The organism is Streptomyces sp., from assembly GCF_035645055.1.
Taxonomy (GTDB): domain Bacteria; phylum Actinomycetota; class Actinomycetes; order Streptomycetales; family Streptomycetaceae; genus Streptomyces.
The window spans coordinates 38,700-60,196 of the sequence record NZ_DASQNH010000044.1; the positions used below are offsets into that span (position 1 = coordinate 38,700).

A 21,497-nucleotide genomic window follows, 5' to 3' on the forward strand; every position below is an offset into this window, starting at 1 on the left:
GCCCCATGGTGCAGATCAAGACCCCCGAGCAGATCGCCAAGATGCGTGCGGCGGGGCTGGTCGTCGCAGCCATCCACGCGGCCACCCGGGAGGCCGCGGTGCCCGGCGCCTCCACCAAGGACCTGGACCAGGTGGCGCGCAAGGTGCTCGCCGAGCACGGGGCGAAGTCGAACTTCCTCGGCTACGGCGGATTCCCGGCGACCATCTGCACGTCCGTGAACGACGTCGTCGTCCACGGCATCCCCTCGGACGATGTCGTCCTCAAGGACGGCGACATCATCTCCATCGACTGCGGCGCGATCGTCGACGGCTGGCACGGTGACGCCGCCTACACGGCCTTCGTGGGCTCCGGCCACGCCCCGGAGCTGATCGAGCTCTCCCGGGTGACCGAGGAGTCGATGTGGGCCGGTATCGCGGCCATGAAGCAGGGCAACCGGCTCGTCGACATCTCGCGGGCCATCGAGACGTACATCCGCCGCCAGCCGAAGCCGGGCGGCGGCCGGTACGGGATCATCGAGGACTACGGCGGCCACGGCATCGGCTCGGAGATGCACATGGACCCGCACCTGCTGAACTACGTCGACCGCCGCCGCGGCAAGGGCCCCAAGCTGGTCCCCGGCTTCTGCCTGGCCATCGAGCCGATGGTCTCCCTGGGCACCCCGAAGACGGAGGTTCTGGAGGACGACTGGACCGTCATCACGACGGACGGCACCTGGTCCTCCCACTGGGAGCACTCGGTGGCCCTCACCGAGCGGGGGCCGCTGGTCCTGACGGCCCCGGACGGCGGCAGGGCGAAGCTGGCGGAGTACGGCATCACGACGGCCCCGGACCCGCTGGCCTGACGATGGCCGCCGTACGTGAGTGCCCCCGGATCACCTCGCATAATGATCTCTGGCGCGGGGCAGACTGCCTCGATTCGTGTTTCCGGGTGCGCTGACGTAGACTGACTCGTCGGCTCTTGTGTACCCGCATGTCTGCATGCGCTCACACTGAGTCGATCAAGGTAGTCGATTCGAAGGGCGAAGCGTGGCCAAGAAGCAAGGTGCCATCGAGATCGAGGGCACTGTCGTCGAGTCTCTTCCGAACGCCATGTTCAAGGTCGAGCTCCAGAACGGCCACCAGGTCCTGGCTCACATCAGCGGCAAGATGCGTATGCACTACATCCGCATCCTCCCTGACGACCGGGTCGTGGTGGAGTTGTCTCCGTACGACCTGACGCGTGGCCGGATCGTCTACCGGTACAAGTAGATCTTGCCCACGTCCCGTGCCCGCTCCGGGTGCGGGTCCGCCGGCAACTGACCCGGAGAGCCTCACATCCCATGAAGGTCAAGCCGAGCGTCAAGAAGATCTGCGACAAGTGCAGGGTGATCCGCCGTCACGGCCGGGTCATGATCATCTGCGAGAACCCGCGCCACAAGCAGCGCCAGGGCTGACCGCACGATCATTTCCCTCTGCACCGCTATCGCAGAGACTTCGCGCGACGCGAGCTGAATATGTTCATACGCAGGACCCGAGCCCTCGGGCTTGACACCCCCGGTTCGGAGGCCGGGGACCCAGTTCGTACCTGGTACGGCGGCTGGGAGTCGGTTCTGCGGAAGACCTCCGAAGATCAACTGGAGCCATTGAATGGCACGCGTTTCCGGTGTTGACATCCCGCGCGAAAAGCGCGTGGAGATCGCCCTCACCTACGTGTTCGGCATCGGCCGGACTCTCTCGCAGCAGACGCTCGCTGCCACCGGCGTGGACCCGAACACCCGTGTTCGCGACCTCACCGAAGAGCAGCTCGTCGCGATCCGCGAGTACGTCGACAACAACATCAAGACCGAGGGTGACCTCCGTCGCGAGATCCAGGCCGACATCCGCCGCAAGGTCGAGATCGGTACCTACCAGGGTCTCCGCCACCGTCGTGGCCTGCCCGTCCGCGGTCAGCGCACCAGCACCAACGCCCGCACCCGCAAGGGCCCGCGTCGCGCCATCGCCGGCAAGAAGAAGCCGGGCAAGAAGTAGTCCACGCAGCGGTCTTGCCAGCTGTCGTAGGACCGACCACCTCCCGTAGGAGAACGACATGCCCCCCAAGGGTCGTCAGGGCGCTGCCAAGAAGGTGCGCCGCAAGGAAAAGAAGAACGTCGCTCACGGCCACGCGCACATCAAGAGCACGTTCAACAACACGATCGTCTCGATCACGGACCCGTCCGGCAACGTGATCTCCTGGGCCTCCGCCGGCCACGTCGGCTTCAAGGGCTCCCGGAAGTCCACGCCGTTCGCCGCGCAGATGGCCGCCGAGTCGGCTGCCCGCCGCGCCCAGGAGCACGGCATGCGCAAGGTCGACGTGTTCGTGAAGGGTCCGGGTTCCGGTCGTGAGACCGCCATCCGTTCGCTTCAGGCGACCGGTCTCGAGGTCGGCTCCATCCAGGACGTCACCCCGACCCCGCACAACGGCTGCCGTCCGCCGAAGCGCCGCCGCGTCTGACGCTCGGCTGCTTCGAGCAGACTGTGGTTTCGGGCGGTACGGCACCGTAAAGGGGCCGTGCCGCCCGTACCCTTGCAGTACCCGCACTTGTCACGGGTGCGGTTTCCGTCGGGCGTCAAATAGCGGGCGTCCACGAATGAAGGATCTGATCCACACATGCTGATCGCTCAGCGTCCCTCGTTGACCGAAGAGGTCGTCGACGAGTTCCGCTCCCGGTTCGTGATCGAGCCGCTGGAGCCGGGCTTCGGTTACACCCTCGGCAACTCCCTCCGCCGTACCCTCCTGTCCTCGATCCCGGGTGCCGCCGTCACCTCGATCCGGATCGACGGCGTGCTGCACGAGTTCACCACCGTGCCGGGCGTCAAGGAGGACGTCACCGACCTGATCCTCAACATCAAGCAGCTGGTCGTCTCCTCGGAGCACGACGAGCCGGTCGTGATGTACCTGCGCAAGCAGGGCCCGGGTCTGGTCACCGCCGCCGACATCGCGCCCCCGGCCGGTGTCGAGGTGCACAACCCCGACCTCGTCCTCGCCACGCTCAACGGCAAGGGCAAGCTGGAGATGGAGCTGACGGTCGAGCGTGGCCGCGGTTACGTCTCCGCCGTGCAGAACAAGCAGGTCGGCCAGGAGATCGGCCGTATCCCGGTCGACTCCATCTACTCGCCGGTGCTCAAGGTCACGTACAAGGTCGAGGCCACGCGTGTCGAGCAGCGCACCGACTTCGACAAGCTGATCGTCGACGTCGAGACCAAGCAGGCGATGCGTCCGCGTGACGCCATGGCCTCCGCCGGTAAGACGCTGGTCGAGCTGTTCGGTCTCGCCCGCGAGCTGAACATCGACGCCGAGGGCATCGACATGGGTCCGTCCCCGACGGACGCCGCGCTCGCCGCCGATCTGGCGCTGCCGATCGAGGAGCTGGAGCTCACCGTTCGGTCGTACAACTGCCTCAAGCGTGAGGGCATCCACTCCGTGGGTGAGCTGGTCGCCCGTTCCGAGGCGGACCTGCTCGACATCCGCAACTTCGGTGCGAAGTCCATCGACGAGGTCAAGGCCAAGCTGGCCGGCATGGGTCTCGCCCTCAAGGACTCCCCGCCCGGGTTCGACCCGACCGCCGCGGCCGACGCGTTCGGTGCCGATGACGACGCCGACGCCGGTTTCGTGGAGACCGAGCAGTACTGATTCGGCTGCCGGTCCGCTGTGGCTGGTCGCGCAGTCCCCCGCGCCCCTTTCGGGGCGCGGACCCTCCGGGAGCCCGAAAGGGCTCCCGGATCTCCGACAGGCAACCGCCTGCTCGGATACTGACTCCGGTACCTGATACGGCCGGGGCAGACACCTAGGAGAAACACCATGCCGAAGCCCACCAAGGGTGCCCGTCTGGGCGGCAGCGCCGCGCACGAGAAGCTGCTGCTCGCGAACCTCGCGAAGAGCCTCTTCGAGCACGGCAAGATCACCACGACCGAGGCCAAGGCCCGCCGCCTTCGCCCGTACGCGGAGCGTCTGATCACCAAGGCGAAGAAGGGTGACCTTCACAACCGCCGTCAGGTGCTCCAGGTCATCACGGACAAGAGCATCGTCCACACGCTCTTCACCGAGATCGGCCCGCGCTACGAGAACCGTCCGGGTGGCTACACCCGTATCACCAAGATCGGCAACCGCCGTGGCGACAACGCGCCCATGGCTGTCATCGAGCTGGTCGAGGCGCTGACGGTGGCGCAGCAGGCTACCGGTGAGGCCGAGGCCGCCACCAAGCGTGCGGTCAAGGAGGCCGAGGAGGCCAAGGCCGAGGAGACCAAGGTCGACGAGACCGAGGCCGCCGAGGCTCCCGCCGAGGAGTCGAAGGACGCGTAAGCGTTCTGCCGGGTGACTGATCTCGGCGGCTGCGGCTTCGTCGTGGCTTGTCGCGCAGTTCCCCGCGCCCCGTGGGGTGTTGACGGGCCCGTTCCCTCAGGGAGCGGGCCCGTCGGCGTGCGCGGGCAAGATCAGGGGCAACCCTCCGGGGGGTTCGAAGGTCATGCATATGCGTCGGCGGAACCGGCGCGCTCGACATCCGAATCACGGGGGGTCTCATGCCTTCTCTCGCCGCGGTGCGGCGCAGCATCTCCGTCTTCGCGCTGGCCGCGCTGGCCGGCACGGCGCTCGGCAGTCCCGCGCGGGCGCAGGAGGAACCGCTGCCGGTGTCCGTGACCGGACCCGACAGCGTGAACCTCTCGCTGCACCAGGACCCGAACGGGTCGACGGAGCCGCAGATCGAGCTGGGCCTCCGGGCGCCCGGGGAGCCGGTGCCGGACGAGAACGGTGTGACCTATCCGATCCACACCGGCGACTACACGGTCACCGTGGACGCCAGCTCCCTGGCCGGTGTCGCCGCGGTGGACTTCTCCGGCCTCGGCGGGTGGCGGGGCTGCTCCGTGGACGGGCTGGTCGCCACCTGCCCGGGCTCCGAGATCTACGCGGGCCAGGACTACAACCGGCTCGGCGGTATCCGCCTCGACGTCACCGGCGAAAGCGCCGCGGGCGACACCGGCAGCATTCAGGTCACGGCCGCGGGCGAGGGGCTCGCCTTCACCGGGCACACGGTGGACGTGCTGGTCGGCGGCGCCGAGCTGCTGAACAAGCAGCTGGCCGAGCCCGCGGGCTTCCGGGCCGGTGACACCTTCCCGGCGCCGCTGGGCTTCCGCAACGTCGGCGGGCTGGGCGGTGACGGCGTCGTGCTGCGGGTGTCCGGCACCCGCGGCCTGTCCTTCCCCGGAACCTTCGGCAACTGCTGGTACGACCCGCAGGACCCGGAGGACCTGCTCGGGCGGTCCGAGGCGCTGTGTGTCTTCGACAGCGAGTTCGCCGGTGACGCGGCCTACGGGCTGAGCGCGCCCTTCCCGGTGCGGACGGCCGGGTTCGCGCTCTACGACGCGATGTCGTACAGCTTCAGCGCGGTGCCCGCCGCGCAGGCGCGGGAGCTCCTGGCCGAGGGCGACTACCAGGCGGGCACCGGGCCGGCGCTGGAGCTGGTGCGCCTGCCGGACGCCGACCCGGCCGGCTACGGGCGCTGGGCCGAGCTGGACATTCCGACGAAGAACACCTTCGACCTGGACCTGACCGGGGAGCGGCTGCGGGCCCGCAAGGGCGACACGGTGCCGGTGGACATCGGCTTCGCCAACCACGGCCCCGCCTGGCTGGCCCTGCTGCGGTCCGGCGGAGAGCCGATCTCGTTCGCGGTGGACCTGCCGCCGGGGACGACGGCCACCACGGTTCCCGAGAACTGCCAGCGCGGCTGGGAGGGCTCCGAGGGCGACTACCACTGCTTCGTCAGCACGCCGATCCTGGAGGACGACTCCCGGACGTTCACCTTCGGTCTGCGCGTCGACGAGGTGATCAAGAACGCCACCGGCCGGGCGTTCTTCCCGTACACGATGCCGAACGAGGGCAATCCTGCGAACGACTCCGGGACGATCGTGCTGAACCCCACACGCGGCAGCTGATCAGCAGCAGGTGCCGTCCAGCGGGCTCGCCCTCGGGGGCGGGCCCGCTGCGCGTTCCTGAGAGGATTCACGGGTGAGTGACGACGTACAGCCCGGATATGTGCGGGTGCGCCTTGACCTGTCCTACGACGGCACCGAGTTCTCCGGCTGGGCCAAGCAGGCCGGGGGACGGCGGACCGTGCAGGGCGAGATCGAGGACGCCCTGCGGACGGTGACCCGGTCCCGGGAGACCTTTGAACTGACGGTCGCCGGGCGGACCGACGCGGGGGTGCACGCGCGCGGACAGGTGGCGCACGTGGACCTGCCCGAGGCGGTCTGGCGCGAGCACCACGAGAAGCTGCTGAAGCGGCTCGCGGGGCGGCTGCCGCGGGATGTGCGGGTGTGGGCGCTGCGCGAGGCGCCGAGCGGGTTCAACGCGCGGTTCTCGGCGGTGTGGCGGCGCTATGCGTACCGGGTGACGGACAACCCGGGGGGCGTGGATCCGCTGCTGCGCAACCACGTCCTGTGGCACGACTGGCCGCTCGACGTGGACGCCATGAACGAGGCGGCGCGGGGGCTGCTCGGGGAGCACGACTTCGCGGCGTACTGCAAGCGGCGGGAGGGTGCGACGACGATCCGTACGCTCCAGGAGCTGAGTCTGGTCCGCGGCGACGACGGGATCATCACCGCGACCGTGCGGGCCGACGCTTTTTGCCACAACATGGTGCGCTCGCTGATCGGGGCGCTGCTGTTCGTGGGCGACGGGCACCGGCCGCCGGACTGGCCGGGCAAGGTGCTGGCGGCGGGCGTACGGGACTCGGCCGTGCATGTCGTACGGCCGCACGGGCTGACCCTGGAGGAGGTCGGCTATCCGGCCGACGAGCTGCTGGCGGCGCGGAGCAGGGAGGCGCGCAACAAGCGGTCGCTGCCGGGGGTGGCGGCGGGCGGCGGGTGCTGCTGAAGGGGGGACTCCGCGGAGTCCCCCCTTCGCCGTCGGGGCGGGGCCGCACCGGGTTCAGCCGGCCAGGACCTTTCGAAGGCCGGCTTCAGGAAGGGCGCGAGGGAGCGAGCATGGCTGCCCGACATGTGGCTGTAGTCCCAGTAGACGGCGTGACCGCCGATGACGGCGGGGCAGCCGGGCGCCGGCCGGCAGCAGCAGTGCCGGACCGGCCCCGGCGCCGAGCGGGCCCAGCCGTCCGCGCGTCCGCACCGCGTCACACGTCCCGGCGGGGGAACGGATCCGCGGCGGGTCTCATCCCTCGGCCGCGGCGGCGGAGGCCTGGGCCTCGCCGCGGCGGCGGATCTGACGGAAGGTGAACTCCGCCAGGTCGTCGCCGGTGGCGAAGACCTCCGTGTCCTGCGTGGTGACGTCCCTGCCGTCGGTGAATCCGGCGATGGTGAAGTAGGCGTACCGGCCGAAGGAGTTGGTCGTCGTGCGGCAGACGGCGGAGTTGCAGAACGGCGTCACGCCGCCCCCGTCGAGGGACTTCACGATGCTCTTGTCGTCGGCCTGGTTCTTCGTCCTCGTGGCCTGCGCCTCGGTGTCGAAGACGGCCACGCCGACCGTGACCGCGATGCCGCCCTTGGTGTAGGTGACGCGCAGCATCCTGGTGCAGTCGTTGGCGGTGAGCACCTTGGGGAGCGTCTGCCGGGCGGCCGACGCACAGCTCTTGGTGTCGGCGGTCGGGCCCTTCTTGTACACCGTGTCGCCCATGGTCAGCTGCGTCCCCGGGAAGAGGATCTGCGGGCTGAGCGGCGCGGTGTCCTTGTCCTTGCCGGAGATGAAGTCCTTCGGATCCAGCGGCGGCGGGGCGCTGGTCGGGGCGAAGGACGGCGGCGCGGCGGTGGACGTGCCGGGGATGTCCGCGGTGGCGGGCAGCTGGGACGTCTGGTTGCTCGCCTGCCCGTTGTCACCGTTCGCCGAGACGACGGCCATGGCGACGGCCGTGCCGATGGCGACGGTGGCGAGCGCGCCGCCGCCGACGAACAGCAGCCGGCGCCGCTTGTTGCGGGCCTCCGAGGCCTCCGCGAGCGCGGCCCAGTCCGGGGTCTGGTCGCTGCCGCTGTTCCAGGACTGCTGCTGCGATTGAGGTGTCCAGGGATCCCACCGAGACTGGGGTCCCCCCTGCCCAAAGCTCATGGGGCGCATCTTAGACGGGCCGGACGGCGCGCTGGTCCGCCTCCGGTGGCCCCGGAACCCCTAGCGTGCGGTGCATGAATTCCGGCAAAAATCCTGTGAAGGGCGATATTTCCGGGTGGCTGGTGCGACCGGCCTCCTGGCATCTGTGGGCCGTTCCGGCGATCGTGCTCGGCGCGCAGGCGCTGCGGGTCGCGCGGCTCAGCCCGGACGGCGGCATGGACAACGCGATCGTCGTCCGCGCGGCGCGCACCTGGCTGGCCGGCGGCTCCCCGTACGACGATCCGCACTTCCTCTATCTGCCGAGCGCCGTCCTCGCGGCGGCCCCACAGGCCCTGCTGCCCCCGTCGTGGCTGCGGCTGCTGGTGCCGCTGGCGGTGACCGTCCTGCTGGCCGGGGCCTGGGCGGCCGCGCTGCGGCTGCACCGGGTGCCGCTGGGCAGCAGGTTCGCCGCGCTGGGGCTGGCCGGGCTCGCGGCCGGGTTCGCACCGTTCGCGCATCTGGTGCAGCTGGCGAACTGGACGGTCACCGCGGCCCTCGCCCTGCCGCTGGCCCTGCTGCTCGCGGGGCGCGGGCGGTGGACCGCGGCGGGGGTGGCGATCGGCGCGGCGGTGGCCCTCAAACCGCTGCTCGCGCCGATGGCGCTGCTGTTCCTGTTCGCCCGCCGGTGGCGGGCGCTGGCCGCGACCGTCCTGGTCCCGGCGGCGGCCTCGGCCGGGGCGGGCCTGCTGATGCCGGACCCGGCGGCCTTCTTCACCCGCACCCTGCCGTTCCTGCTGAGGGGCGACGACAGCTTCGTACGGCTCTACGAGGCCTCCCCGGCCGCCGTGCTGCCGCGCCTCGGGGTGCCGCCGGCCCTGGCCGGGCTGCTCGCCGCGGCGGCGGCCGCGGTCGGGGTGCTGTGCGCGCACCGCCGGTGGCGGCGGGCCGACCCGGGCCCGCTGCGGCTGCCGGAGACCGCGGCGGCCCTGATGCTCTCCGCGTTCCTGGTGTCCCGGCCGTCGTACGACCACTATCTGCTGGTCGTGCTGCCGCTGCTGCTCGCCGGGCTGCCGTACGCCGGGTCGGTGGCCCGGCGGCCCTGGTTCTGGCTGGCCCTGGCCCCGCAGCTGCCGTCGCTGGCCCTGCCCTATCTGGAGCCGCCCCGCCGCCGGGCCTTCAAGGACGCCCTCACGCTCTGCGTCCTGGCCGCGACCGTCGGCGTTCACTGCGCCCGCCGCAAGCCGCCGCGGGGCCCGGGCCGCTTCGTCGGCCCGCGACGCGAACAGTCCGGCAGCGGGGCTCGCGTACTCTGAAAGGGTGCGGATGCCGGGCTCTCACCCCGGTGGTTCCGCGTTTTGACCCGTCCGGGTCGGCGCGGGTATCCTGCATGTTCGTTGTGTATTGGCTTGCTCATTCTCACGGGACGGGCCCTTACACCGGTCCACCGGGCCGATGACCAGCGACCAGCACGCGGTTTGCGTCACCGTGGTGCGGTCTAGGCTGTCGTGATCGTTTCGGTGACCTTGTCTAGGACCATTCACTCGAAGCGAAGGCTACGAACCGTGCGTACGTACAGCCCCAAGCCCGGCGATGTGACGCGCCAGTGGCACGTCATCGACGCTCAGGACGTCGTCCTGGGTCGTCTGGCCTCCACCGCGGCCTCCATCCTGCGTGGCAAGCACAAGCCGATCTACGCGCCCCACGTCGACACCGGTGACTTCGTCATCATCATCAACGCCGACAAGGTGCACCTCTCCGGCAACAAGCGGACCCAGAAGATGGCGTACCGCCACTCCGGCTACCCGGGTGGTCTGCGCTCCGTCCGCTACGACGAGCTGCTTGAGAAGAACCCCGAGAAGGCCATCGAGAAGGCCGTCAAGGGCATGCTCCCCAAGAACACGCTGGGCCGTCAGATGCTCTCGAAGCTGAAGGTCTACAAGGGTGACCAGCACCCGCACGGCGCGCAGCAGCCGCAGCCGTTCGAGATCACCCAGGTCGCGCAGTAAGTCCGGCCACCCCCTAAGACTGAACAGAATCTGAGGAGAATCGTGGCCGAGACCACTGCCGAGCAGCCGCTCGACGAGACCGTCGACATCGACAGCTACACCACCGAGTCCGAGGTGCCCGTCGAGGGCGAGTACACCTCCGAGTCCCTCGCGTCCCGCTTCGGCGACCCGCAGCCGGCCGCCGGCCTGGGCCGTCGCAAGAACGCCATCGCCCGCGTCCGGATCGTTCCGGGCACCGGCAAGTGGAAGATCAACGGTCGCACCCTCGAGGACTACTTCCCGAACAAGGTGCACCAGCAGGAAGTCAACGAGCCCTTCAAGGTGCTGGAGCTCGAGGGCCGTTACGACGTCATCGCCCGTATCGCCGGTGGCGGTGTCTCCGGTCAGGCCGGTGCGCTCCGTCTCGGTGTCGCCCGTGCGCTGAACGAGGCCGACGTCGACAACAACCGCGGCCCGCTGAAGAAGGCCGGCTTCCTCAAGCGCGACGACCGTGCGGTCGAGCGCAAGAAGGCCGGTCTGAAGAAGGCCCGCAAGGCTCCGCAGTACAGCAAGCGCTAATCACAGCTGCCTGCTCGTACTCCGAACGCCCCGGCGGCACGCCACTGTGCCGCCGGGGCGTTCGTTTATCACAACCACAGGCGTATAACGGCACAAGACGCTCAAAGGCCTGTGTGATCGGATGACCGGGCGCGGTGTGTGCCGCCCCGGGTTCACGGAGGCCGCGCCTCGCACCCCCGCCCGGGCCGCAAGCGGCGGGGCTTTCGGAACAGAAGCTTCCTCAGGAGGACAAGTGGGACGACTCTTCGGCACGGACGGCGTGCGCGGTGTCGCCAACGCGGATCTGACCGCCGAGCTGGCGCTCGGGCTGTCCGTCGCGGCGGCCCACGTGCTGGCCGAGGCGGGCACCTTCGAGGGCCATCGGCCGACCGCGGTGGTCGGGCGTGACCCGCGCGCGTCCGGGGAGTTCCTGGAGGCCGCCGTGGTCGCGGGCCTCGCCAGCGCGGGCGTGGACGTGCTGCGCGTCGGCGTGCTGCCGACCCCCGCGGTGGCGTATCTCACCGGGGCGCTCGGTGCCGACCTGGGCGTCATGCTCTCGGCCAGCCACAACGCCATGCCCGACAACGGGATCAAGTTCTTCGCCCGTGGCGGCCACAAACTCCCCGACGACATCGAGGACCGCATCGAGTCCGTCTACGCGGAGCACCGCACCGGCGCGCCGTGGGACCGGCCGACCGGCGCCGGCGTCGGCCGGGTGCGCTCGTACGACGAAGGCGCGGACCAGTACGTCGAGCACCTGCTGAGCGTGCTGCCGAACCGGCTCGACGGGCTGAAGATCGTCCTCGACGAGGCGCACGGCGCGGCGGCCCGGGTCTCCCCGGACGCCTTCGCGCGGGCCGGTGCCGAGGTGATCACCATCGGCGCCGAGCCGGACGGGCTGAACATCAACGACGGGTGCGGGTCGACGCACCTCGGGCTGCTCAAGGCCGCCGTCGTCGAGCACGGCGCGGACCTCGGCATCGCGCACGACGGGGACGCGGACCGCTGCCTGGCCGTGGACCACACCGGTGCGGAGGTCGACGGCGATCAGATCCTGGCCGTGCTGGCGCTGGCCATGCGGGAGCGGTCGGTGCTGCGCTCCGACACCGTCGTCGCCACCGTCATGTCCAACCTGGGCTTCAAGCTCGCCCTGGAGCGCGAGGGGATCCGGCTGGTGCAGACCGCGGTCGGTGACCGGTACGTCCTGGAGGAGATGAAGGAGCACGACTTCGCCCTCGGCGGCGAGCAGTCCGGGCACGTGATCATCCTCGACCACGCGACCACCGGTGACGGCACGCTGACCGGGCTGCTGCTGGCCGCTCGGGTCGCGCAGAGCGGGCGCTCGCTGCGGGACCTGGCGTCCGTGATGGAGCGGTTGCCGCAGGTGCTGATCAATGTGCCGGACGTGGACAGGTCCCGGGTCTCGACCTCGGCCGACCTGGCCGCCGCCGTCGCCGAGGCGGAGCAGGAGCTGGGGGCCACCGGACGGGTGCTGCTGCGGCCCTCCGGGACGGAGCCGCTGGTTCGGGTGATGGTCGAAGCGGCGGACATCGAGCAGGCTCGGTCTGTGGCGGGGCGGCTGGCCGACGCCGTGAAGTCCGCGCTGGGGTAGTTCTCCGGCTCCGGCTTCGGGGCGTGGGGTGCTGTGCGATGCGGGCCGCGGGCTGTTCGTGGCTCGTCGCGCGGTTCCCCGCGCCCCTTCTCCGTCACCGTGTGATCGATGTGCGGGGTTTCTTCGACCACAGAGCCTTCTGGGCCAGGAGGGTCAGGGTGCCGGCCAGGATGATGCCCAGCAGGTTCAGCAGGAGCTGTTCGGTGGAGCCCCAGGCCTGGCGGTAGGCGTCGTAGCTGAAGGCGACCGCCGCGTTGGCGGCGGCCGGGACCGTGGTGACCGAGATGGCGACGCCGACCAGGGCGCCGGACTTCGCCGAGGTCAGCGAGAGGGTGCCGGCGCAGCCCGCCAGGACCGCCACGACGAAGGAGAACCAGTCGGGGCGGTAGATGAAGTTGGTGTTGGGGCGGTCGGCGTCCAGGGCTTCGGCGGTGAACAGGTCGACGGCGTCCATGAAGTAGCTGAAGCCGACCGTCACCAGCATGGCCACGGCGAAGCCGGCCAGCACGGCGGTCAGGGAGCGCACGGCCAGCCGGGGCCGCCGCTGCACGAGGGCCGTGCAGAACCCGGCCAGCGGGCCGAACTCCGGGCCCACCGCCATCGCGCCGACGATCAGGACCGCGTTGTCGAGGACCACACCGCAGGCCGCGATCATCGTGGCCAGGGTGAGGAACGCGAGATAGGTGACGGAGAGGGTCGACTCCTCGTGCGTCGCCTCCGCGAGCTGGTCCCACACGACCGCGTCGGCACCCTCGCCGGGGGCCGCCCGCTCCGCTTCCTCGGCGCGTCTGGAGAGGGTGAGGTCGACGTTCTCGGCCGCGATCGAGCCGCACTCGTCGAGGTCGAACGCCCGCAGATCCTCCATGAGTTCGTCCGCCGCCTCGCGGGCCACGTCGCACATGACGACATCACCGGCCGGGTCGCGGGCGGCGCCCTGCATCACGACCAGGTGGGTGGTGCCGACCGTGTTCTCGATCAGGCGGACCACGCCGTCGGTCTTCTCGGCCGGGGTGATCAGGCGGAGATGCAGCATGGCGCCTTTGTAGCAGGCGCCCTTGACGGCCCTTACAGCTTGCGCAGGCTCAGGCGCTGCACCGTGTGGTCCGGGCCCTTGCGCAGGACCAGGGTGGCGCGGCCCCGGGTGGGGGCGATGTTCTCCACCAGGTTCGGCTTGTTGATGGTGCGCCACATGGTGCGGGCGTAGTCCAGGGCCTCCTCCTCCGACACCTGGGTGTACTTGCGGAAGTAGGAGGAGGGGTTCTGGAAGGCGGTCGCGCGCAGCTTGCGGAACCGGTTGAGGTACCAGCGCTCGATGTCCTCGGCGCGGGCGTCGACGTACACGCTGAAGTCGAAGTAGTCGGCGAGGCCGACCCGGGTACGGCCGTCCTTGCCGGGCAGGGCGGGCTGGAGGACGTTCAGGCCCTCCACGATCAGGATGTCGGGGCGGCGTACGACGAGGCGCTCGCCGGGCACGATGTCGTAGATGAGGTGGGAGTAGACGGGGGCGGTGACCTCGTCCTTCCCGGCCTTGATGTCGGCGACGAAACGGGTCAGGGCGCGGCGGTCGTAGGACTCGGGGAAGCCCTTGCGGGACATCAGTCCGCGGGCCTGGAGTTCCTCGGTGGGCAGCAGGAAGCCGTCCGTGGTGACCAGTTCGACGCGGGGGTGCTCCGGCCAGCGGGAGAGCAGCGCCTGGAGCAGACGGGCGACCGTGGACTTGCCGACGGCGACCGAACCGGCGACCCCTATGACGAAGGGGGTGCCGGACTGGGAGCCCTGCTCGCCCAGGAAGGTGTTCAGCGCGCCGCGCAGGCCGTCGGTGGCGCCGACGTAGAGGTTGAGCAGCCGGGACAGCGGGAGGTAGATGTCCCGCACCTCGTCGAGATCGATGACGTCGCCGAGGCCGCGCAGCTTCTCGACCTCCTCGGCGGTGAGCGGCAGCGGCGTCTTGTCGCGCAGCGCGCTCCACTCGGCGCGGGTGAGGTCGAGGTAGGGAGTCGCCTCCGGGCGGGGCCGGTGGGCGCTCCGGGGCAGCGGGGAGACCGGAGAGATCACAGTCCATTGTTACGGGAGGACGAACGGGCGGCGGGGTGGGATCCGTCACGCGGCCGTGGACACCGGACGAAGCGGGAGGAACGCGGCTGAACGGGGGAATGTCAGTGGTGTGCGTCACAGTTGTGGGAGAGGTGGGCTCGGCCGGGTCCACCGACCCCGAGGGGTGACCCATGACGTATGCGATAGAGGCGGAAGGCCTGGTCAAGCGGTTCAGGGAGACGGAGGCGCTGGCCGGTGTCGATCTGGCGGCCCGCAAGGGTTCGGTGCTCGGACTGCTGGGCCCCAACGGCGCCGGGAAGACCACCGCGGTGCGGATCTTCGCGACGCTGCTGCGCCCGGACGGCGGCACGGCCCGGGTGGCCGGGCACGACGTGGTCCGGGAGGCCGGGGTGGTGCGCGCCCTCGTCGGGTTGACCGGGCAGTACGCCGCAGTCGACGAGAACCTGACCGGCGCGGAGAACCTGCTGCTCATCGGCCGGCTGCTGGGGTTGCCGCGGCGGGCGGCCAAGGCGCGGGCCGCCGAGCTTCTGGAGCGCTTCGGGCTCACGTACGCGGCCGGGCGGGCCGTGAAGACCTTCTCGGGCGGTATGCGCCGCCGCCTGGACCTCGCGGCCAGTCTCGTCGGCCGGCCCAGCATCCTCTTCCTCGACGAGCCGACCACCGGCCTCGACCCGCACAGCCGCGGCGAGCTGTGGGACATGCTGCGCGCTCTGGTCGCGGACGGGGCGACGGCCCTGCTGACCACGCAGTATCTGAACGAGGCGGATGTGCTCGCCGACGACATCGTGGTGATCGACCAGGGCCGGGTGATCGCCGAGGGCACCCCCGACCAGCTGAAGTCGCAGGTCGGCGGGCAGGTGCTGCAACTGCGGCCGGTGCTGGGACGGGACCTTCGGCGGGTGCACGCGCTGGTGGCGGGGGCGGCCGGCGGGCAGGCCCGGATCGAGGGCGAGACGGTCACCGCCCCGGTGAAGGACCCCGAGCTGATGCCGGCCGTGGTGCGTGCGCTGGACCGGGAGGGCATCGCGGTGGGGGAGCTGGCGCTGCGCCGCTCCTCGCTCGACGAGGTCTTCCTCGCCCTCACCGGTCACCGCGCCGAGCACGGGGCGCCCGAGGGCAACGGCGGCGCGGCCGTCCGGGAGGACGACAACGAGCCCCGGAAGGCGGTGATGCGGCCATGACCGCCGGCACCGTCACCGCCCCGATCAGCGCCTCGGGCCGGGTACCGCCACTGGCCGGGCTGCGGCAGACCTTCACGATGGCGTGGCGCAGCCTGGTCGCCGTGAAGCACAACCCGCTCGAACTGGTCGACTACAGCATCACGCCGATCATGTTCGTGTTCCTCTTCACCTATGTGCTGGGCGGCCAGATGGCCGGATCGCCCGAGGCGTATCTGAAGTACGCGCTGCCCGGGATCATCGTGCAGAACACCCTGTTCATGACGATGTACACGGCGATGGCGCTCAACACCGACCTCACCAAGGGCGTCTTCGACCGGCTGCGCAGTCTGCCGATCACCCGCTCCGCGCCGCTGATCGGGCGGATCACCGCGGACCTCGCCAAGCACGTGTGGGCGATGCTGCTGATGATCGGCCTCGGGCTGCTGCTCGGCTTCCGGATCACCGGGGGGTTCGGCGGGTTCCTGCTCGGCGTGGTGCTGCTGGTGGTGTTCGCCGCGGCCGTCTCGTGGAGCGCGGTGCTGATCGGGATGCTCGCCGGGGACGCGGAGAAGGTGCAGGCGTTCGCGTTCACGCTCATCTTCCCGATCACCTTCACCAGCAGCGCGTTCGTCGTCGTGGACACCATGCCGGGGTGGCTCCAGGCATGGAGCGATGTGAATCCGGTGACCCATCTGTCCGACGCGTTCCGCGGGCTGCTGCTCGGCGGGCCGGTGGCCGGGCCGGTGCTGTGGTCGCTGGTCTGGGCGGCGGGGATCGCGCTGGTGTTCTATCCCCTGGCGATGCGGGCGTACCGGGCGAAGGCCTGAGAACGGTCCGTTCGGGCCTTCGTACCGCGGTGGGAATTTCCGATTTCGGGCACGCGGCGGCCGGTTCGGAGCGCGGAACGACCGTAGGCTGCCGCTCATGTGCGGAATCGTGGGATACGTGGGGTCGCAGTCGGCGCTCGATGTCGTGATGGCCGGGCTGAAGCGGCTGGAGTACCGGGGCTACGACTCGGCCGGCGTCGCCGTGCTCGCGGACGGCGGGCTGGCCGCGGCCAAGCGGGCCGGGAAGCTGGTCAACCTGGAGAAGGAACTGTCGGAGCGGCCGCTGCCGGCCGGCGCCACCGGCATCGGGCACACCCGCTGGGCCACCCACGGCGGCCCGACCGACGCCAACGCCCACCCGCACCTGGACAACGCGGGCCGGGTCGCCGTCGTCCACAACGGCATCATCGAGAACTTCGCCGCCCTGCGCGCCGAGCTGACCGAGCGCGGTCACGAGCTGACCTCCGAGACCGACACCGAGGTCGTGGCGCATCTGCTGGCCGAGGAGTTCTCCTCCTGCGCGGACCTCGCGGAGGCGATGCGGCTGGTGTGCCGGCGTCTGGAGGGCGCGTTCACCCTGGTCGCGGTGCACGCCGACGAGCCGGACGTGGTGGTCGGCGCGCGCCGCAACTCGCCGCTCGTGGTCGGCGTCGGCGAGGACGAGGCCTTCCTCGCCTCGGACGTCGCCGCGTTCATCGCGCACACCCGCGACGCGATCGAACTCGGCCAGGACCAGGTGGTCGAGCTGCGCCGGGACGGCGTGACCGTCACCGGATTCGACGGCCGCCCCGCCGACGTGCGCTCCTACCACGTCGACTGGGACGCCTCGGCCGCCGAGAAGGGCGGCTACGACTACTTCATGCTCAAGGAGATCGCCGAGCAGCCCAAGGCGGTCGCCGACACCCTGCTCGGCCGGATCGACGCCGCCGGATCGCTCACCCTGGACGAGGTGCGCATCCCGACGAGCGCGCTGCGCGAGGTCGACAAGGTCGTCATCATCGCCTGCGGGACCGCCTTCCACGCCGGACTGATCGCCAAGTACGCCATCGAGCACTGGACGCGGATCCCCTGCGAGGTCGAACTGGCCAGCGAGTTCCGCTACCGGGACCCGATCCTCGACCCGCAGACGCTGGTCATCGCCATCTCCCAGTCCGGCGAGACCATGGACACCCTGATGGCCCTGCGGCACGCCCGCGAGCAGGGCTCCAAGGTGCTGGCGATCTGCAACACCAACGGCTCCACCATCCCCCGTGAGTCGGACGCCGTGCTCTACACGCACGCCGGACCCGAGGTCGCCGTCGCCTCCACCAAGGCGTTCCTCACCCAGCTGGTCGCCTGCTACCTGGTGGCGCTGTACCTGGGCCAGGTGCGCGGCACCAAGTGGGGCGACGAGATCCGGGACGTCATCCGCGAGCTGGCGAAGATCGCCGGTGAGGTCGAGCGGGTGCTGGAGACCATGGAACCGGTGCGGGAGCTGGCGCGCGGCCTCGCGCACAAGAACACCGTGCTGTTCCTGGGCCGCCACGTCGGCTACCCGGTGGCCCTGGAGGGCGCGCTCAAGCTCAAGGAACTCGCCTACATGCACGCCGAGGGCTTCGCGGCGGGCGAGCTGAAGCACGGGCCGATCGCGCTGATCGAGGAGGACCTGCCGGTGGTGGTGATCGTGCCGTCGCCGCGCGGCCGGTCCGTGCTGCACGACAAGATCGTCTCCAACATCCAGGAGATCCGCGCCCGGGGCGCCCGCACCATCGTGATCGCGGAGGAGGGCGACGAGGCGGTCGTGCCGTACGCCGACCACCTCATCAGCGTGCCCGCCACGCCCACCCTGCTCCAGCCGCTGGTCGCGACGGTGCCGCTCCAGGTCTTCGCCTGCGAACTGGCGACGGCCCGCGGCAACGAGGTGGACCAGCCGCGGAACCTGGCGAAGTCCGTGACCGTGGAATAGGGAGCGCCGCTGACCGGGCGCCTGGTCAGCGGCTCCCGGTCAGCGGCCCCGGCGGCGTGGCTCCCGGAACAGCTTCCAGGTCACGAACAGCGGCGGCAGCTCCAGTGCCCAGATGCCGATCACCGCGTCCCACTCGGGGCGCGCGGCTCCGGCCTCGTCGACGGTGACCAGCACGCACAGCAGCCCCCACAGGGCCGTCAGGGCGGCGCAGGCCCAGAACCCGATCTGCCACGCCCAGGCGGCCGCGCCGCGCCCCCGGGCCGGGCGGGCGCCGCCCGCCGGGCGCTCGCCCGGGCGGGGGATGTCCTCCGGGTCCCGGGCCGGCAGCCGGACCACCGCGCCCGGCGGGACGGCCGCGTCCAGCGCCGCGATCCGGTCCGGGGTCACGCCCCGGTAGAGGGTGGGCTCCACGCTGACGCAGAAGCCGTCGTGGCCGGTGAGGCTGCGGGCTCCGTCGGGCCGTGCGGACATCGCCGCGACGGCGTCGTACCGGACGGTGACCGGGCCGCCCGGGGTCAGCAGGCCGACCCCGTCCGCGCCGATGACCAGGGTGACCCGCTCGTCCTCCAGGGAGGGATGCCGGGTGCCGGCGACGGCGTCCGCCGAGTACTGCGGGGCGAGGGTGAGGCCCGCCCAGTCGGCGCCCCGCCCCGGCACCTGGAGCAGCCCCGCGTCCCAGGCCTGACGGGCCACCTCGCGCAGATCGTCCACGGTGACCGCCGCCAGCTCGGCCCGGTGCTGGTCCGGGGAGAGCAGGCGGTGCCCGAGCAGCAGGCTCAGCGCGTACGACGGCAGCGCGGCGGCGGCCAGGTCCGGCACGTCGTACATCTTCAGGATCTTGCCGCGTACGGTGTCCAGCTCCGCCTGCTCGATCCGCCCGGCCCGCAGCCGCGCGAGGGTGTCGACGAAGCCGCCGACGACCGCGTCCTGCTTCTGCGGCAGCGCGTCCGCGTACGCGGTGAGCGTGGCGAACTCGGCGTCGCGCGGGCTGTAGTCGGCCTCCGCGGTGTAGGAGTAGCCGCCCTCCTGGCGCAGGTCCTGGAAGAGGGCGCGGCCGAGGACGTCGGCGAAGACGGAGGCGGCGGTGGTGCGGCGCAGCACCGAGGTGAACACGACATGGCCGTCGTCGCCGTGGATGTAGGCCGGGGTGACGGGCAGCGCGCTGGTCGCGGCCGGGGCCGGCATGCGGGCACCGGCCGGCAGGGTCAGGTCAAGACCCGCCGGGACGTGCTCGCTGGTGATCCACAGCACCGCGTTCTCCCGGGTGAACCGGGTCCGCGCCCAGTGCCGGACCTGGTCGGCGGTGAGGCTCCAGGTGCCCAGCTCGCGATAGCTGGACAGGCCGTAGCCCTGGGCGCCGTACCGCCACAGCGGCAGCTGCGAGCCGGCGCCCTGGCCGCGCCCGGCGGCCTCCGTGCGCAGGATCTCCTTCTCGGTCTCCAGCCGCTCCAGCGGCAGATCGCGCAGCGAAGCGCAGACCGCGTTCAGATGCGCGACGACCTCCGCCTCGCTGCCGGTGACGTGGAAGAGCGTGTAGGCGTTCGCGGTGGCGCCGTTGTAGTGCAGGTCGGTCAGGCCGAGCCGGTGCAGGGCGAGGTGTTCCACCAGGTGGGTGATGCCGCTGGTGGCGAGGGTCTCGTCGGCGCGGCCGACCCGGAAGAACAGACCGGCGGTGATCTCGCCGCCCTGCGCCGGGGCGTAGAGGGTGGGGATGCCCTGGGTGGTGGTGTGGGAGACCAGTCCGGAGAGGGCGTCGAGGCCGGTCGGACACGTCTGGTTCGTCTCGGTGCTCATGGATGTGCCGCCCCCTCAGATCGTCGCCAGCGCGGACTTGCGGTACTTCACGAACGCGGCCTTCGGATCGGACAGGTACGACCACGGGAAGTCGCTCGCCCGGTCGCCGAGGACCGCGAAGTGCCGCCGTGCGTCGGCGAAGTGGCCGCCGAGCGAGAAGGCCATCGCGAAGGCGCTGTGCGCACCGATCCAGTGCCAGCCGGGCCGGTGGTCCGGGTGCAGCACGGACACCTGTGCGGCGAACCGCAGATCGTCCCGGACGGGCACGCCCCTCATGTAGGCGCCCGCCTCGGGGCCGTCCAGGTCGAGCCAGCGCTCCAGATGGGCGAGGGCCACCAGGGCGCCGGTGTGCGCGCCGTCGGGGGCGGCGGTGGTGGCCTCCCGGGCGAAGCCGTGCGCGGCGTCCCAGGAGCCGCCCCACTTCGGGCACAGCTGCTGGAGCAGCTGCGTCTGGGCCGGGTAGTGGTGCGGGTGGTGGGCGCTGAGCCGGTCGTAGCGGCGGCGCGCCTCGGCCTGGCCGAGCTGGAGGCCGCGCGCGGTGATCAGCCGCACGGTCCAGGCGGGCGCGTACCACGGCGCTTGCGCGCACACGTCGATGAGGATCTGCTCGGCTCGCCGCAGCCACTCGTGGAACCGCGCGAACTGGTCCTGGGAGACGTGCTCGGCGCGCAGGTCGCTGCGGATCGCCCAGCCGATGCGGACGTACCGGTCGGCGAGCAGGGTGCGCGGCAGCGGATCGGCCGGGTGCTCGGCCGCGACCCGCTCCAGCATCGTCTCGATCCCGTCCTCCTCGGCGAGCAGCCCGACGGCGAAGCTCACCTGCTCCGGCGAGTCGAGGGCGGCGAAGTACGCCTGTACGGCGGCCCAGTTGCCGTCGCGTGCGGCGGTGCGCAGCGGGAGGAGTTCGGGCAGGGTGTCGTACGGGTCGAAGAACGGCCCCGTTCCGGGCACCGCGCCCGGTATGCCGCTGGTGGTCCTGCTCATTCCTCCGCCCCCTGGCTGCCGATGGAGACGCCGGGCGCGCGAACTGGCCCCCCAGGGCGCGCCGGCGTGTGTGAAGTGGGAAGTCGCCGCAGGCTAGCAGCCGGACAGGCGGGCGTCCGATCGTAGGGTGACCGGCATGAGCATCATCGGAGTCGGTATCGACGTCGCCGAGATCGACCGCTTCGCGGCGTCCCTGGAGCGCACCCCCGCGCTGGCCCAGCGCCTCTTCCGGGCGAGTGAGCTGCTGCTGCCCAGCGGGGAGCGCCGGGGCCCGGCCTCCCTCGCCGCCCGCTTCGCGGCGAAGGAGGCCCTGGCCAAGGCCCTGGGTGCCCCGCCCGGCCTGCTGTGGACGGACGCGGAGGTCCACGTCGAGGACAGCGGCCGCCCCCGGCTGCGGGTCACCGGCACGGTCGCGGCCCGGGCGGCCGAACTGGGCGTGCGCTCCTGGCACGTGTCCCTCAGCCATGACGCGGGGGTGGCGTCGGCGGTGGTGATCGCGGAGGGATGAGGGCGCGGCGGGCCCGCCTCAGCAG

22 protein-coding genes are annotated in these 21,497 nt (G+C 71.2%); 17 read left to right on the forward strand and 5 right to left on the reverse strand.

Annotated features, from left to right (window positions below; all coding sequences use genetic code 11):
• The first annotated feature begins 5 nt into the window (after positions 1-5).
• From map to truA, 9 genes are all read left to right on the forward strand, one after another.
• Entirely contained in the window at positions 6-842 is an 837-nt protein-coding gene (map, locus tag VE614_RS14710; RefSeq protein WP_324936601.1) for a type I methionyl aminopeptidase, read from the forward strand.
• Positions 843-1,026: 184 nt separating this feature from the next.
• A complete protein-coding gene (gene infA / locus VE614_RS14715) occupies positions 1,027-1,248 on the forward strand; it encodes a translation initiation factor IF-1 (protein ID WP_003948620.1) in 222 nt (73 codons plus the stop codon).
• Between the two features lie 71 nt (positions 1,249-1,319).
• Entirely contained in the window at positions 1,320-1,433 is a 114-nt protein-coding gene (rpmJ, locus tag VE614_RS14720; RefSeq protein ID WP_004984509.1) for a 50S ribosomal protein L36, read from the forward strand.
• Between the two features lie 193 nt (positions 1,434-1,626).
• The gene (rpsM, locus tag VE614_RS14725) at positions 1,627-2,007 is read left to right on the forward strand and encodes a 30S ribosomal protein S13 (RefSeq protein WP_006130767.1); all 381 of its coding nucleotides are present in this window, start codon (positions 1,627-1,629) and stop codon (positions 2,005-2,007) included.
• 58 nt (positions 2,008-2,065) lie between these two features.
• On the forward strand, positions 2,066-2,470 hold the full coding sequence (rpsK, locus tag VE614_RS14730) for a 30S ribosomal protein S11 (protein ID WP_003956432.1): 405 nt from the start codon (positions 2,066-2,068) through the stop codon (positions 2,468-2,470).
• A 156-nt stretch (positions 2,471-2,626) separates the two neighbouring features.
• The gene (locus VE614_RS14735) at positions 2,627-3,649 is read left to right on the forward strand and encodes a DNA-directed RNA polymerase subunit alpha (RefSeq protein ID WP_003966937.1); all 1,023 of its coding nucleotides are present in this window, start codon (positions 2,627-2,629) and stop codon (positions 3,647-3,649) included.
• A gap of 168 nt (positions 3,650-3,817) precedes the next feature.
• The gene (rplQ, locus tag VE614_RS14740; RefSeq protein WP_324936605.1) at positions 3,818-4,318 is read left to right on the forward strand and encodes a 50S ribosomal protein L17; all 501 of its coding nucleotides are present in this window, start codon (positions 3,818-3,820) and stop codon (positions 4,316-4,318) included.
• A 218-nt stretch (positions 4,319-4,536) separates the two neighbouring features.
• Positions 4,537-5,946 carry a hypothetical protein gene (locus tag VE614_RS14745; RefSeq protein WP_324936607.1) on the forward strand — a complete coding sequence of 470 codons (1,410 nt, stop codon included), beginning with the start codon at positions 4,537-4,539 and terminating at the stop codon, positions 5,944-5,946.
• Positions 5,947-6,019: 73 nt separating this feature from the next.
• Complete coding sequence (gene truA / locus VE614_RS14750; protein WP_324936609.1) at positions 6,020-6,886, forward strand: tRNA pseudouridine(38-40) synthase TruA; 867 nt, start codon at positions 6,020-6,022, stop codon at positions 6,884-6,886.
• Between the two features lie 291 nt (positions 6,887-7,177).
• Here the strand turns inward: truA and VE614_RS14755 are convergent, their stop codons facing one another.
• The gene (locus VE614_RS14755) at positions 7,178-8,065 is read right to left on the reverse strand and encodes a hypothetical protein (RefSeq protein ID WP_324936612.1); all 888 of its coding nucleotides are present in this window, start codon (positions 8,063-8,065) and stop codon (positions 7,178-7,180) included.
• Between the two features lie 74 nt (positions 8,066-8,139).
• Here VE614_RS14755 and VE614_RS14760 point away from each other — a divergent pair, with 74 nt between their 5' ends.
• The 4 genes from VE614_RS14760 (at position 8,140) to glmM (ending at position 12,199) form a co-directional block, all read left to right on the forward strand.
• Positions 8,140-9,357, forward strand: a complete 1,218-nt coding sequence (locus VE614_RS14760; RefSeq protein ID WP_324936614.1) for a glycosyltransferase 87 family protein — start codon at positions 8,140-8,142, stop codon at positions 9,355-9,357.
• Positions 9,358-9,606: 249 nt separating this feature from the next.
• A complete protein-coding gene (gene rplM, locus VE614_RS14765) occupies positions 9,607-10,050 on the forward strand; it encodes a 50S ribosomal protein L13 (RefSeq protein WP_189229129.1) in 444 nt (147 codons plus the stop codon).
• Between the two features lie 42 nt (positions 10,051-10,092).
• On the forward strand, positions 10,093-10,608 hold the full coding sequence (gene rpsI, locus VE614_RS14770; RefSeq protein WP_324936619.1) for a 30S ribosomal protein S9: 516 nt from the start codon (positions 10,093-10,095) through the stop codon (positions 10,606-10,608).
• A gap of 232 nt (positions 10,609-10,840) precedes the next feature.
• Positions 10,841-12,199, forward strand: a complete 1,359-nt coding sequence (gene glmM / locus VE614_RS14775) for a phosphoglucosamine mutase (RefSeq protein WP_324936621.1) — start codon at positions 10,841-10,843, stop codon at positions 12,197-12,199.
• A gap of 94 nt (positions 12,200-12,293) precedes the next feature.
• On the opposite strand, the gene VE614_RS14780 is transcribed toward glmM, so the two are convergent.
• Together VE614_RS14780 and coaA are read right to left on the reverse strand one after the other, a co-directional pair.
• Positions 12,294-13,232 (reverse strand): DUF389 domain-containing protein, encoded by a 939-nt coding sequence (locus tag VE614_RS14780; protein ID WP_324936623.1) that lies wholly within the window; start codon positions 13,230-13,232, stop codon positions 12,294-12,296.
• Between the two features lie 32 nt (positions 13,233-13,264).
• Positions 13,265-14,254 carry a type I pantothenate kinase gene (gene coaA, locus VE614_RS14785; protein ID WP_324936625.1) on the reverse strand — a complete coding sequence of 330 codons (990 nt, stop codon included), beginning with the start codon at positions 14,252-14,254 and terminating at the stop codon, positions 13,265-13,267.
• 170 nt (positions 14,255-14,424) lie between these two features.
• On the opposite strand from coaA, the gene VE614_RS14790 reads away from it, so the two are divergent.
• The 3 genes from VE614_RS14790 (at position 14,425) to glmS (ending at position 18,186) form a co-directional block, all read left to right on the forward strand.
• Positions 14,425-15,435 (forward strand): ATP-binding cassette domain-containing protein, encoded by a 1,011-nt coding sequence (locus VE614_RS14790; protein WP_324936627.1) that lies wholly within the window; start codon positions 14,425-14,427, stop codon positions 15,433-15,435.
• Entirely contained in the window at positions 15,432-16,241 is an 810-nt protein-coding gene (locus tag VE614_RS14795; protein WP_324936629.1) for an ABC transporter permease, read from the forward strand. Before VE614_RS14790 ends, VE614_RS14795 begins: the two co-directional genes overlap by 4 nt.
• A gap of 97 nt (positions 16,242-16,338) precedes the next feature.
• The gene (glmS, locus tag VE614_RS14800) at positions 16,339-18,186 is read left to right on the forward strand and encodes a glutamine--fructose-6-phosphate transaminase (isomerizing) (RefSeq protein WP_324936631.1); all 1,848 of its coding nucleotides are present in this window, start codon (positions 16,339-16,341) and stop codon (positions 18,184-18,186) included.
• Between the two features lie 39 nt (positions 18,187-18,225).
• Here the strand turns inward: glmS and VE614_RS14805 are convergent, their stop codons facing one another.
• Complete coding sequence (locus VE614_RS14805; RefSeq protein WP_324936633.1) at positions 18,226-19,980, reverse strand: M16 family metallopeptidase; 1,755 nt, start codon at positions 19,978-19,980, stop codon at positions 18,226-18,228.
• A gap of 15 nt (positions 19,981-19,995) precedes the next feature.
• Complete coding sequence (locus tag VE614_RS14810) at positions 19,996-20,964, reverse strand: hypothetical protein (protein ID WP_324936635.1); 969 nt, start codon at positions 20,962-20,964, stop codon at positions 19,996-19,998.
• Positions 20,965-21,100: 136 nt separating this feature from the next.
• Between VE614_RS14810 and VE614_RS14815 the strand changes: the two genes are divergently transcribed.
• Positions 21,101-21,472 carry a holo-ACP synthase gene (locus VE614_RS14815; protein WP_324936637.1) on the forward strand — a complete coding sequence of 124 codons (372 nt, stop codon included), beginning with the start codon at positions 21,101-21,103 and terminating at the stop codon, positions 21,470-21,472.
• Positions 21,473-21,497 lie beyond the last annotated feature (25 nt).

Excerpts from the sequence above, each read along its gene's own strand:
- rpsK (WP_003956432.1), top strand. The coding sequence starts at position 2,066 with ATGCCCCCCAAGGGTCGTCAGGGCGCTGCCAAGAAGGTGCGCCGCAAG.
- VE614_RS14790 (WP_324936627.1), top strand. The coding sequence starts at position 14,425 with ATGACGTATGCGATAGAGGCGGAAGGCCTGGTCAAGCGGTTCAGGGAG.
- VE614_RS14810 (WP_324936635.1), bottom strand. The coding sequence starts at position 20,964 with ATGAGCAGGACCACCAGCGGCATACCGGGCGCGGTGCCCGGAACGGGG.
- rpsM (WP_006130767.1), top strand. The coding sequence starts at position 1,627 with ATGGCACGCGTTTCCGGTGTTGACATCCCGCGCGAAAAGCGCGTGGAG.
- rpmJ (WP_004984509.1), top strand. The coding sequence starts at position 1,320 with ATGAAGGTCAAGCCGAGCGTCAAGAAGATCTGCGACAAGTGCAGGGTG.
- VE614_RS14815 (WP_324936637.1), top strand. The coding sequence starts at position 21,101 with ATGAGCATCATCGGAGTCGGTATCGACGTCGCCGAGATCGACCGCTTC.
- map (WP_324936601.1), top strand. The coding sequence starts at position 6 with ATGGTGCAGATCAAGACCCCCGAGCAGATCGCCAAGATGCGTGCGGCG.
- VE614_RS14755 (WP_324936612.1), bottom strand. The coding sequence starts at position 8,065 with ATGAGCTTTGGGCAGGGGGGACCCCAGTCTCGGTGGGATCCCTGGACA.
- VE614_RS14795 (WP_324936629.1), top strand. The coding sequence starts at position 15,432 with ATGACCGCCGGCACCGTCACCGCCCCGATCAGCGCCTCGGGCCGGGTA.
- VE614_RS14780 (WP_324936623.1), bottom strand. The coding sequence starts at position 13,232 with ATGCTGCATCTCCGCCTGATCACCCCGGCCGAGAAGACCGACGGCGTG.
- rplQ (WP_324936605.1), top strand. The coding sequence starts at position 3,818 with ATGCCGAAGCCCACCAAGGGTGCCCGTCTGGGCGGCAGCGCCGCGCAC.
- glmS (WP_324936631.1), top strand. The coding sequence starts at position 16,339 with ATGTGCGGAATCGTGGGATACGTGGGGTCGCAGTCGGCGCTCGATGTC.
- VE614_RS14760 (WP_324936614.1), top strand. The coding sequence starts at position 8,140 with ATGAATTCCGGCAAAAATCCTGTGAAGGGCGATATTTCCGGGTGGCTG.
- VE614_RS14735 (WP_003966937.1), top strand. The coding sequence starts at position 2,627 with ATGCTGATCGCTCAGCGTCCCTCGTTGACCGAAGAGGTCGTCGACGAG.
- VE614_RS14745 (WP_324936607.1), top strand. The coding sequence starts at position 4,537 with ATGCCTTCTCTCGCCGCGGTGCGGCGCAGCATCTCCGTCTTCGCGCTG.
- VE614_RS14805 (WP_324936633.1), bottom strand. The coding sequence starts at position 19,980 with ATGAGCACCGAGACGAACCAGACGTGTCCGACCGGCCTCGACGCCCTC.